The organism is Halovenus aranensis, assembly GCF_900100385.1.
In the GTDB taxonomy this organism is placed as follows: domain Archaea; phylum Halobacteriota; class Halobacteria; order Halobacteriales; family Haloarculaceae; genus Halovenus; species Halovenus aranensis.
In genome coordinates this window covers 102,462-113,603 of sequence record NZ_FNFC01000013.1, presented here as the reverse complement: position 1 = coordinate 113,603, position 11,142 = coordinate 102,462, and the positions used below count along the sequence as shown (strand labels likewise).

The window sequence follows — 11,142 nt, the reverse complement described above, 5'->3', positions numbered from 1 at the left end:
CCGCGGGGGGCGCCGCCTCTGGAGATGGCCGTTCGCGGAGTTTTGTGAGATGGTGTTGCGGGCCGCTTGGACAGCGCTTGGTGTGCGTAGAGCAGTCCCAGCGAACCAGTCACTCGACGACCGGTTCTTCCGGTAGCTGTCCACCGATCCGGACAGCGGTCGTGAGTGGCGACACTGTCGCGTCGGCGGCGATCCGCCGCCGACAGCGACGGTCCATGCCGAAGATCCCGCTCACTAGCGCTTCGAAGACGCTCCACGACCAGTTCAATCTGATTCACCGCCATCAGACGAGGTTACGCGGCTGTCGATGTGATCGACTGAGACTGGCGTTTCGCTGGCCGAGAGATGGTCCAGCAGCCATTCGGTTGCACCGTCGAGTTGCTCGTCGTCGGTCGCGATTATTTTTAAACGGTTGTGGCCGGCTTCGCGGTCGGGATAGCAGCCAACAGTTACGTCGAACGCGGTCATCACAGCTTCGAGACGGGGGACGATATTCGCCTCCGGTTCGACGGTGTAGAGCGTTTGGCTCCGCCTCTCTCCGGTGAACTCCTCGGCGACCTGTTCGAACATCGCTTCGAGTTCGTCCGGAATTCCCGGGAAGACGTAGACGTTCTCCAGCACGCACCCCGGTGCGAGCCCCTCCTCGTTCAGCAGCGGTCTGCTCCCCGCTGGCAGTGCCGCCTCGGACTCGGGGTCGACATCGAGGTCCATGTCAGGGAGTCGCGTCTCGATATCGGCCAGTCGCTGTTTGACAGTCGTGAGCGGTTCCTCCCGCACCGTCATCTCCCGGTCGAACGCGTCGGCGACGGCATCCATCGTCACGTCGTCCGGCGTGCCGCCGATGCCACCGGTGACGATGACCGCGTCGAACTGCTCGCGGTAGTCGGTCACGTGTTCGGCGATTGTGTGTCGCTCGTCGGGGAGGGAGAGAATTCGGACGACAGTGGCACCACGAGCGGCCATCTGTGTTGCCAGCCAGTTCGCGTTCGTATTTACGGTGTCCCCAGAAAGCACTTCGTCACCGACAGTTATCAGAGCGACCTCCATGTGGTCCCGATAGCAGTTCTGGAGAAATAATTGTTCATCGGTTGGTGGCTCAGTTCAGCTGTTGTAGTCGTCGTCAGACAGACGCCCGGGCAGGTATGAACCACCGCCACGTCGCTCGCCGTACCCGCTCATGGACGATTGCAAATTCGCATCGACAACGAATTGGTCGCAGAAAATGGGCCCGGGCGGATTTGAACCACCGCATACCCGGTTATGAGCCGGGGGCTCTTACCAGACTGAGCTACAGGCCCGCTGTCGTCGGTTACTTTGTGCCCGAACTAAACTCTATCGCATCGGCCGTCAAACGCCCACACGGAACTCTTTTACTGTCACCGACACAAGGTTAGGCAACTATGGGAATGGGCGGCTCCGATATGTACCGACAGCAGATTCTCGACCACTACAAGAACCCTCGCAACTACGGTGAGCTAGAGGAGTCGACGTTCACCCACGTCGGTGAAAATCCGATGTGTGGCGATACCATCGAAATCGACGTGAAGCTGGGCGACGACGACGAAGTCATCGAGGACCTCGCCTTCCGCGGAGACGGCTGTGCTATCTCGCAGGCTGCTGCGTCGATGCTTTCTGGAATGCTCATCGACAAGAGCATCGAGGAACTCCAGGAGATGGACCGCGACGACATGATAGACGCACTCGGTGTCGACATCTCGCCGATGCGGGTCAAGTGTGCTGTCCTCGCCGAAAAGGTGGCACAGGACGGTGCTGACATCTACTTCGGTGAAGATATCGACGTCGAGAAGACGACAGTCGAAGACTGACGCTTCGCCTCGGGAGGGTCCTCCGGCAGACATTTTAGGACAGCGAGTGCTACAGAGACGTAGACGGGTATGGGAGAGACCTACTACGAGTTGCTCGGCGTATCCGAGGACGCCTCGACCGACGAGATTGAGCAGGCGTACAGAGAGCAACTCAAGCAGACCCATCCCGATGTGAGCGACAGCCGGGCGGCAAACGAGCAAACCAAACAGCTCATCGAAGCGAAGGAAACGCTCACTGACCCACACGAGCGGGCGCGGTACGACCGACTGGGCCACATCGCCTACGTCGGCGACGATACCGAAGGCACGACAGAGTCGGCGGCAAGCCCCACTGGTGATACGCCCACCAGCCAAGATGAGACCAGAGACGCCAGCAGACGCCAGGCCAGAGCGTCCGGCCAGCACGGCAGACAAGCCGCCAGCAAGCAGGCCACACAGCAGCACGCGCGTCGCCAGACGACCGCAGAGAACGTTGGGGCCGGCGCACGGTGGGCACAGTCAGCAGCGGCCGAGGACACAGGTGACACTGCCCAGAGTGCCGACCAGGCGTACGCCGTCGAGCGCGGGGGTGACGCCATGCGATTCGGCGGCATCTTTAGAGACCAGCACGCGTTCGTCCTGCTCGGAACGACGTTTCTGGTCTATCCGGTCTTGCTCTTTGGCGCACTCAGCCCGACGTTTCCACTCGCGGTCAACCTCTTTGTCGCCGCCTGTATCGTGTTCATCATCGCCTTTCTCCAGAGCGTTCCCGAAGTCGGGCTCGTCGTTTTCGGCGGCTGGAGTGTGCTGTTACCGCCGCTTTTGTTCCTCTGGCTCGGTATCGGCCTCCTCTCTGTCGAGGGGATTCTCGCGCTGACGGCGGTCTTCTTTCCCCTCGGCCTCTCGGCACTGACGCGAGTCGCCATCCGACCGATGACGGCCGGCTAGGCGTCATGAATCGCTGTCTGAACGCGGTCGTGAAGCTGTTCGCGAAAGCGATGGCTCCGTTCGCTGTCCAGTTCGACCGACAGGACTTGGGTCCCGCCACTGTCGAGTGAGTCCTCGAACGCCTCGACGAACGCTGCCTGGTCTGGGACCTGCCGGAAGTCGAGTCCATAGAGGTCCGCGGTCGGCGAGAAATCCAGTCCGTGTGGCGTTTTGAACTGTCCAGTAAACGGCGGGTCGAACTCCTCGATTGGGAGTTTGTGGAAGATGCCGCCGCCGTCGTTGTCGATGAGAACGATTGTCGCGTCCACGCCACAGCGTGCGAGCGCGAGCAGGCCGTTCATGTCGTGATAGTACGCGAGGTCGCCGGTCACGAGAACGAGCGGGGTGTCTGTTGCACTCCCGGCACCGAGGCCCGTCGAGATGACTCCGTCGATACCGCTGACGCCGCGGTTTCCGAAGACTCGTACCGGCGCCGGACGCGGCTGTCCGAACCGGTCGAGGTCCCGGACCGGCATGCTGTTGGAGATGAAAAGCGTCGACCCTGCCGGACAGTGCTCGGCGACTTTCCCGACCACGCCGCCCTCGAACAGTCGGTCCGCCCGGGCGTGTTCGACAATGTCCCAGTACGTCTGCTCGGCTGACTCGAACCTGTCTCGGTACGCCGTCGACGGGTCGTCGACTGCACTGGCGAGTACAGACGCAAGCCACGTCGGGTCTGCACACACCAGGTCCGTCGCAGTGAACTCGGCTTCACGCCAGCCGCCGGCGGGGTCGACGACGAACTGGCGCGCGTCGGTCTCCGCGAGGTACTTCCGGAGGTTCTTCGAGGTCGGTGAGGCCCCGAACCTGACGACAACGTCGGGGTCGGGCCAGTCCGGGTCGTCGAGATACGAGTCGTATCCCCCACATACCATCACACCGTCTCGGGAGGAGCCAAACCGGTGACCCGACAGCGGGTCGGCGAGAACCGGGAAGCCGGTCGCGGCCGCGAGGTCAGCCACCGCCTCGCGGGCCGGCGTCGGGGCGTCGGCCGGCCCACAGACCAACAGCCCGCGGTCGGCAGCGGTTAGCGCGTCGGCGAGGCGGTCGACGGTGGCCGCGTCGGTCTGTTTGTGTCCCTGTGTCGTCGCGACGAACGGGCCGTCTCTACCCTCGACAGCCAGGGGAGCGCGCTCGGCCAAGTCGGGCGGAACGTCTCCCTCGACAGGACGTGGCTCTAAGGGCTTGCGAAACGGGACGTTGAGGTGGACCGGTCCGGGCCGCGTTCCGGTCGCTTCAGTCAGCGCACGAGCCGCCGTTACCCTGAGTGATCGGAGCTTGCGGTCGTCGGCTTCGGGCTCAGGGAGTTCTCGATACCAGCGGACCGCATCGCCGTACAGTTTCACCTGGTCGGCCGTCTGGTTCGCGCCGCTGTCGCGAAGCTCCGGGGGTCTGTCTGCGGTGAGTGCGAGAAACGGGACGCGACTCTCGCTGGCCTCCAGCACCGCCGGATGGAAGTTTGCCGCGGCGGTGCCCGAGGTACAGACGACCGGCGTCGGCGTTCCGGTCTGTCGCGCTCTGCCGAGTGCGAAGAAAGCGCTTGCGCGTTCGTCGAGATGGGAGAACGTCTCCACCTCGGGGTGCTCGGCAAACGCGACGGTCAACGGTGTCGAGCGCGAGCCCGGGGAGAGACAGGCCGCATCGACGCCACCGGCGACCAGTTCGTCGACGAGCACGTCGGCCCAGAGTGTGTTCCGGTTGGGTGCAGTCATGTGAGTTCGTCCAGAATCGGGCGGAACTTCAGCTGTATCTCGTCGTACTCCTCGTCGGGGTCGCTGTCGGCGACGATACCCGCACCGGCGAACATCGTCGCTGTCGTCCCGTCAGTGACGGCCGAGCGAATCGCCACGAGAAACGTGCCGTCGCCGTGTTCGTCTATCCAGCCGACAGGAGCGGCATACCAGCCGCGGTCGAACGCTTCTATGTCTCGTATCGTCCGCATCGCCGCGTCGGGCGGGAGGCCGCCGACCGCCGGCGTCGGGTGGAGTTGCTCGACGAGGTCGAGTACGTGTCGGTCCTCGTCGAGCGTGCCACGAATCGGCGTCTGGAGGTGCTGGACGTTCGAGAGTTTCCGGACGGTCCGGTCGCCGGTCTCGATGTCGGTCGCCATCGTTCCGAGTTGACCACGGACCGCGTTGACTACCAGGTCGTGCTCGTGGTTGTTCTTCTCGCTGTCACGGAGCTGTGCTTCGAGCCAGTCGTCTTCGTCTTTTGTCTCACCGCGGCCGATAGACCCGGCAAGCGCCACCGTGTCGACAGTCCGGCCGCGCACCTTGACGAGTCGCTCCGGCGTCGCCCCGAGAAAGCTCGGACCGGTGGCCGGCTCAAACAGGAACTGATAACAGCCCGGGTACGACTCGCCCAACCGCGTCAGCGCGTCGACGACCCGGAGCTCTCTGGTGAGGTCGGCCGACAGCGACTGAGCGAGTACCACTTTCCTGAGGGCGCCGTCTCTGATTCGTTCGACGACCGACTCGACTCCCGTGCGCCAGTCGCCCAGCGTGGGCGTGTGGCGTTTGGTCTCGATACCGGGAGGCGTGCCCGGTTCGAAGACGGGCAAGGCGGCGATACGGTCCCGCCAGCGGTCGAGGCGCTCCGTTGCGGTCTGGCCGGCGTCCGGCCCCGTCGCTGCGGTCGTCAGCCACGTCCCGTTTGAGGTGATGCTCACCTGAACTGCCGGGAGTGTAAACCGTGCGTCGGGGTAGTCACGCCACGGCGGTTCGCGCGACGAGTCGGCAGTAAACGAAAAGCCACCGAACAGCCGAGGTTTGGCGCCTTCCGGTAGTGGTTCGGGCGTCTGAACCCGGTCGAAAAGGTCCTCGGCAGCCGCTTTGAGACGGCCGAACCTGTCGGGGCCGGTCGCCGAGAGTGTCGCCGTCGCACCGCCGGCGACGACAGATGTCGTCGGGGCGGTCCACCCGGTCCGCGGCGCGTCAAAAACCTCGAGTACAGACCGCAACGCAGGGGTCTCGATAGAACACCCACGGACAGCAATTGTCTCGTCGCCGAGAGCTGCATCGTCACCACGAGGAGACTCCATTTCTCAGAGGGTTGGGGCGCAGCCCCTTTGAGCCTGACTATTATAGAAATCCAATCGCCAGAGGTGACGCTGGTCCCGTTGTGTCCAGCAGAACTGAAATTGGGGGTGTAGATGAGATATTTGTGGTTCCAAGAGGTCATTTTCGCCGAGCAACAACGCTCCCCGTCAGTTTTAAATACCCCTCAGGCAAAGAGTCGCACGTCCGATGCCTAAGGTAGAGATAACTATCCCGGAGCATCTCGAAATGCAGATCACCCAGCTCGTCGACGAGGGTGAGTTCCTCAACCGAGAGGAGGCAATCGAGGAACTCGTCGCGACGGGTGTCAAAGCCTACAAAACGAGCGGTCCCGTCGACGATGACGGTGAACCCGGATACGAAGACGACGGTATGATGGGTCACGACGACGAGTACGTCTTCTAGCTTTTCGAGCTGCGTTCGGTGCGCGCGCGTGCACAGCCCTCAAATCAGGTCGGGGAGAGACCAAACATACTTGACCCGATACCGCGTTATTTCTTACACGGATGCACAAAGACGAACTGCTTGAGCTCCACGAGCAGATGGTCATCATCATGGAGTACTTCAAGAGCCTCGAGACCACCGATGACGAACTGTTCGAGCCCTACGACGAAATCGAAGTGACGCCAGACGACGTTCATATGTCCAAAAGCGAGCACAAACACGCGGTTTTCGTCCTCGGGAACGCGCTTGCAAACGCCATGAGTGACGACGAGTTCTCCGACGCTGGCCGCGTCGGCAAGCGCATGAAAGAGCTCGCCGAAGACGCCGAAAACAAGCTGTAGCGGTCACGTCCCCTCGAACTCGGGAGAGCGTCCTTCGAGGAACGCCTCGACACCCTCTGCGAAGTCGTCGGTCCCGAAAGCAGACTCGATAGCGTCGACCTCCGCGTCGATTACCTCGTCGAACGAGCGGTCGAGGCCGCGCTGGAGGAGTCGCTTCGAGTGTGTGAGCCCGACTGTCGGTCCCGTGGTGACGTTTTCGACGTATTCCTCGGCCGCCTGGTCGAACTCGTCGGTCGGATACACGCGGTTGAACAGGCCTAGCTCGTGTGCTCGCTCCGCGTCGAGTACGTCTCCGGAATAGACGAGGTCTTTTGCGGTGTTCTCGCCGACCATCCGCGGCAGGAGATATGACGTACCAGAGTCGACCGAGAGACCCACCCGTCGGAATCCAAAGCTGATTTCGGCCTGCTCGCTCGCCAACACCACGTCACACGCGATTGCGAGCGACGCGCCGGCACCGTAGGCAGGGCCGTCCACCTTCGCAACTGTCGGGATAGAACACTCGTAGACGCACTGGACGGTCCGGTTGATCGGATAGGCGGCTTCTTCCATCAACTCGGCAGTTTCGCGCTCGCTGGTCAGCCCTTCCATCATCAACTCGATATCACCACCGGCACAGAACGTCCCCGACGAGCCCTGCAAGACGACACAGCGCGCGTCGCTGTCTTCGATTGTTTCCAGTGCGTCAGTCAGCGCCTGCGCTGTCTCCAGCGTGAGCGCGTTTCGCAGCTCCGGGTTCGTTATCGTAATCGTCGCTCTGTCGTCGTGGATCTCGTAGTCGAGTACCGACATTGTCCGACGTTTCGGACACGCGGTCATAAAGGTACGCCGCCCGGCTCACAGCGATTCTCGCGGTTATTCTCAGGACCCGGTTAGGTAACGACTCGCAATAATCGCTATCAGTACTCGCGTTCGACGAGGTAGTCGGCGATGTCGAGCAGCCGGTCGTTGGCTTCGTTGTCGGGCAGCGCATCGAGCTGTGCCTTGCCGTTTGCGACGAACTCGCGGGCCGTCTCACGTGCGTACTCGATGCTTCCGGCGTCTTCGAGCACGCCGACAGCCTGCTCGATTTCCGCCTCGGAGACGGCGTCCACTGAGTCGGACTCGACGAGGTTGTCGACATCGACACCCTGCTTGCGCGCGTGGACCGTGATGAGTGTCTGCTTGTTCTCGACGAGGTCGCTCCCGCGCTGTTTGCCAAGCTTCTCGGTCGGCGTCGTCAAGTCCAAGAGGTCATCCTGAATCTGGAAGGCCCGCCCAATCGAGAGCCCGTAGCTATGGAGTGGGTCGACAGCATCGTTGTATCCCAGGAGGACGGCCGGAATGCTCGCGGCCGCCGCGTACAGTACCGCCGTCTTCAGCTCGACCATTTCGAGGTAGTCCTCGGGCGCGACGCTCTCTCGGGTCTCGAACTCGATGTCCAGCGACTGCCCCTCACAGATTTCGGTACAGGTCGTCGCAAGCTCCGAGAGCGCCCGGACCGACCGGTCCGGCGGTGCGCCCGTCCGGAGAATGTTCTCGAAGGCTTTGGAGTAAAGCGTGTCACCCGCGAGAATGGCCGTCGAAACGTCGTACTCGCGGTGGACAGCAGGGACACCACGGCGCATGTCGTCGTCGTCCATGATGTCGTCGTGAATCAGCGTGAACGACTGGATAATCTCGATGCTCACCGCCGCCGAGAGCACGTCGACCGCCTTGCTGTCTGCGGCCGGGAACTGGCGGTAGGACTCGGAGTCGGGGTCGACATCGGCAAGGGCGTCAGCCCCGAGCAGGAGGATTGTCGGCCGGAGGCGCTTGCCACCGGCGTCGAGCAGATACCGAGAGGCCTCGTAGAGCCGCTCCGGGTGTTCGACCGGGAGGTCCTCTGTGATTGCGTCGTTGACCTGCTGGCGACACCGCGCGATAGTCTCCTCGACTGCCTGCTGTCGTGTCATTGGTTACTCGACCAGCTGAATCATCTGGCCGTTGCGGCTGATGTGGAGGTCACGTCCTGCCTTGTACCCCTCGTCCTCGGCGAGACTGACGTACGAGGAGAGTCCCGAGAGGTCCTGGTGGGCGGGGACGACGTGCTGGGGCTGGAGAGCGTCGAGCATCTGGTAGTGACCCTCGCGGTTGAGGTGTCCCGAGACGTGGATGTCGTCGTAGATGCGTGCACCCTGCATCGAGAGCAGCTTCTCGGACTGGTAGCGCTGACCCTCGTTCGTTGGCTCGGGAATGACGCGTGCCGAGAAGATGACCTTGTCGCCGTCGTCCAGTTCGTAGGGCGTCTCGCCACGGCCCATCCGGGTGAGCATCGCGCGGGGCTCGCCCTGGTGGCCCGTCACGATGGGCAGGAAGTCCTCTTTGCCCTCGTTCATGATGCGTTTGAACGTCCGGTCGACGGACTTGCGGTGGCCGTACATCCCCAGATCCTCGGGGAACTCGACGAAGTCGAGTCGCTCGGCGGTGCCGGAGTATTTCTCCATCGACCGCCCGAGCAACACGGGCTGGCGTCCGATGTCGTCGGCGAACTCGACGAGGGATTTCACGCGGGCGATGTGCGAGGAGAACGTCGTCGCGACGATGCCGCCGTCGTAGTCCTCGATGCTGTGCATCACGTCTTGGAGGTGACGGCGTGCGACGGACTCGCTCGGGGTACGCCCTTTCTTGCCGGCGTTCGTACAGTCCTCGATGTAACACAGCACGCCCTCTCCCTCGCGGCCGATTTCGCGGAACCGCTCCATGTCGATTGGGTCGCCGATGACCGGCGTGTGGTCCATGCGCTTGTCCAGCCCGTAGACGACTGCGCCTTCGGGCGTGTGGAGGACCGGGTTGATTGCGTCGATAATCGAGTGCGTGACGTTGACGAACTCGAGTTCGTTGTGGTCGCCGATGCGCATCGTCTCGCCCGCCTCCATCTTGACGAGGTCGTTCTGGACGCCGAACTTCTGTTCGCTCTCGATGTCCTGTTTGACCAGCTCGATGGTGTACGGCGTCGCCACGATTGGCGCATCGTAGCGGTGAGCCAGCTTCGAGATGGCACCGATGTGGTCAAGGTGACCGTGGGTGGGGACGATAGCCTTGACGTCGCCCTCCAGTTCGGACATGACGCGGTCGTCCGGAATCGCACCCATGTCGATGAGATCGAGCGAGTGCATTCGCTCGGTCTCGACGTTGTCGTGAATCAATACCTTCGAAAGGTTGAGACCCATGTCGAAGATGACGACGTCGTCGCCTGCGCGAACTGCCGTCATCTGACGCCCAACCTCTTCGTAGCCGCCGATTGTTGCGATTTCGATTTCCATCGTATCACGCCGAGGCGGTCGTCGCCCGGGAGGCCCGGCGACTGCGAGGACGACCGTCTGTCCGGCCGCGCGCAGTCCCGACTCTGTCGGTCGGCCGCCGTCTGACCCGATGGCCGCAAAGCCATCGCGTCGTCGTCCGGCGGCGCGCCGGTCGCCCATGACGTTTCCCGGGGCGACCGTTCGCTCGGATACGCCTATATTTTACCGCAAGCCTTAAAAACACGTTGATTGCTGTACGGACCCTGAGGGCGGCGAATATCCCGGTCTCAGTCGTTGATACGTTCGAGATACTCGTTGACGACAATCTGCCCTTTCGCGGTCAACACCGGTCCGTTTTCCCCGGACTCGACGAGCCCGTTGTCGTGTAGCGAATGGAGGACGCGTTTCACTGTCTTCGGGTCCATCCCTAACACGCTCGGCAGTGAGACATCCATGTCACCGGTCGAATAGATAGTGGTCAGGGCCTCGGTTTCGGAATCTGACAGCGAAATCTGCTTGAGCGATTCGAGCAGGCGCTGGTACGTGCCACGGAGGTAGCGACCCAGAATCGACAGCTTCCGCGAGGAGTCCGCCGCGGCGACAGTCTCCAGTGCTTCGCCGTTGTCCATGTGGCTGACGACCAGCACCGGCCGGTCTTCGCCGTTGACGGTCCGTTGCTCCCGCGAGAAGTCAACGATACCGTCGAGCGGAATCTCGATTGGTCCCTCGTCGGTATCGAACTGGACGGCTCCCGCCGACAGTCCCATGATGCCGCCCTGAAACTCGGTGTCCATGACGCGGCCACCGACCTTCGACGGATGTTTCAAAATCGTATACGTCCCGTTGAGAATTGCCTTGAACAAGACCGTCTCGAACTTCTTGCTCGTCGTCTCGTCGGCAGAGACGACCGCAGTCGCGCGGCTGTCACCTTCACGGTACGCGACCGTGACAGGCCGGCCCGGCATCGGGTCGACGAACTTCGGCGTCGTTTCCGTGTTGATATCGAAGACGGCATCGATTGGGATTGCCTTCTTGGTATCTTCGTCTTCGGCCAACACGAGTTGTGTCTCGCTCAGCAGGACCCGCCCCTCGATGGGGTCCTCCCAGTCGGCTGCCTCGACGGTGAGATGAGCAACAAAATCCGCAAGCACTGATGCCATAGGCTCTCTCGTTATCACTCTCTCCGGGTAGGAACATATTGAACCTTTGTAAATTATCCGCGAACAACGACGGTGTGGCCGGCGAG

Annotated in this window: 12 protein-coding genes, 1 tRNA gene and 1 pseudogene; 5 read left to right on the top strand and 9 right to left on the bottom strand. The window is 62.3% G+C overall.

Going from position 1 to position 11,142, the window contains the following annotated elements:
- Positions 1-136 (top strand): annotated as a pseudogene (locus BLR34_RS16685) (ISH3 family transposase); the annotation flags it as partial.
- On the opposite strand, the gene BLR34_RS17520 reads toward BLR34_RS16685, so the two are convergent.
- The 3 genes from BLR34_RS17520 to BLR34_RS13430 all read right to left on the bottom strand — a co-directional run bounded on the left by BLR34_RS17520 (position 110) and on the right by BLR34_RS13430 (position 1,298).
- On the bottom strand, positions 110-235 hold the full coding sequence (locus tag BLR34_RS17520) for a hypothetical protein (RefSeq protein WP_281240907.1): 126 nt from the start codon (positions 233-235) through the stop codon (positions 110-112). The pseudogene BLR34_RS16685 and the gene BLR34_RS17520 overlap by 27 nt on opposite strands.
- Positions 236-264: 29 nt before the next feature.
- On the bottom strand, positions 265-1,047 hold the full coding sequence (locus BLR34_RS13435; protein WP_092703893.1) for a competence/damage-inducible protein A: 783 nt from the start codon (positions 1,045-1,047) through the stop codon (positions 265-267).
- 176 nt (positions 1,048-1,223) lie between these two features.
- A tRNA-Ile gene (locus BLR34_RS13430) sits at positions 1,224-1,298 on the bottom strand.
- Between the two features lie 102 nt (positions 1,299-1,400).
- On the opposite strand from BLR34_RS13430, the gene sufU reads away from it, so the two are divergent.
- Together sufU and BLR34_RS13420 are read left to right on the top strand one after the other, a co-directional pair.
- Positions 1,401-1,826 (top strand): Fe-S cluster assembly sulfur transfer protein SufU, encoded by a 426-nt coding sequence (gene sufU / locus BLR34_RS13425; protein WP_092703892.1) that lies wholly within the window; start codon positions 1,401-1,403, stop codon positions 1,824-1,826.
- 69 nt (positions 1,827-1,895) lie between these two features.
- Positions 1,896-2,753: a DnaJ domain-containing protein gene (locus BLR34_RS13420; protein ID WP_092703890.1), complete on the top strand. Its 858-nt coding sequence runs from the start codon at positions 1,896-1,898 to the stop codon at positions 2,751-2,753.
- Here BLR34_RS13420 and menD read toward each other — a convergent pair.
- Entirely contained in the window at positions 2,750-4,504 is a 1,755-nt protein-coding gene (gene menD / locus BLR34_RS13415; RefSeq protein ID WP_092703888.1) for a 2-succinyl-5-enolpyruvyl-6-hydroxy-3-cyclohexene-1-carboxylic-acid synthase, read from the bottom strand. The two genes, BLR34_RS13420 and menD, sit on opposite strands and share 4 nt — an antisense overlap.
- Positions 4,501-5,832, bottom strand: coding sequence for an isochorismate synthase (locus BLR34_RS13410; RefSeq protein ID WP_092703886.1), 1,332 nt, complete (start codon positions 5,830-5,832; stop codon positions 4,501-4,503). The genes menD and BLR34_RS13410 overlap by 4 nt, the downstream gene beginning before the upstream one ends.
- 205 nt (positions 5,833-6,037) lie before the next feature.
- On the opposite strand from BLR34_RS13410, the gene BLR34_RS13405 reads away from it, so the two are divergent.
- Positions 6,038-6,253 carry a ribbon-helix-helix domain-containing protein gene (locus BLR34_RS13405; protein ID WP_092703884.1) on the top strand — a complete coding sequence of 72 codons (216 nt, stop codon included), beginning with the start codon at positions 6,038-6,040 and terminating at the stop codon, positions 6,251-6,253.
- Positions 6,254-6,354: 101 nt separating this feature from the next.
- The gene (locus tag BLR34_RS13400) at positions 6,355-6,633 is read left to right on the top strand and encodes a UPF0058 family protein (protein WP_092703881.1); all 279 of its coding nucleotides are present in this window, start codon (positions 6,355-6,357) and stop codon (positions 6,631-6,633) included.
- A gap of 3 nt (positions 6,634-6,636) precedes the next feature.
- Here the strand turns inward: BLR34_RS13400 and BLR34_RS13395 are convergent, their stop codons facing one another.
- The 4 genes from BLR34_RS13395 to BLR34_RS13380 all read right to left on the bottom strand — a co-directional run bounded on the left by BLR34_RS13395 (position 6,637) and on the right by BLR34_RS13380 (position 11,056).
- A complete protein-coding gene (locus BLR34_RS13395) occupies positions 6,637-7,425 on the bottom strand; it encodes an enoyl-CoA hydratase/isomerase family protein (RefSeq protein ID WP_092703879.1) in 789 nt (262 codons plus the stop codon).
- 107 nt (positions 7,426-7,532) lie between these two features.
- Positions 7,533-8,567, bottom strand: a complete 1,035-nt coding sequence (idsA3, locus tag BLR34_RS13390) for a geranylfarnesyl diphosphate synthase (RefSeq protein WP_092703877.1) — start codon at positions 8,565-8,567, stop codon at positions 7,533-7,535.
- A 3-nt stretch (positions 8,568-8,570) separates the two neighbouring features.
- Positions 8,571-9,917 (bottom strand): ribonuclease J, encoded by a 1,347-nt coding sequence (locus BLR34_RS13385; RefSeq protein WP_092703903.1) that lies wholly within the window; start codon positions 9,915-9,917, stop codon positions 8,571-8,573.
- 266 nt (positions 9,918-10,183) lie between these two features.
- Positions 10,184-11,056, bottom strand: a complete 873-nt coding sequence (locus tag BLR34_RS13380) for a CheF family chemotaxis protein (protein WP_092703875.1) — start codon at positions 11,054-11,056, stop codon at positions 10,184-10,186.
- Between the last annotated feature and the right edge of the window lie 86 nt (positions 11,057-11,142).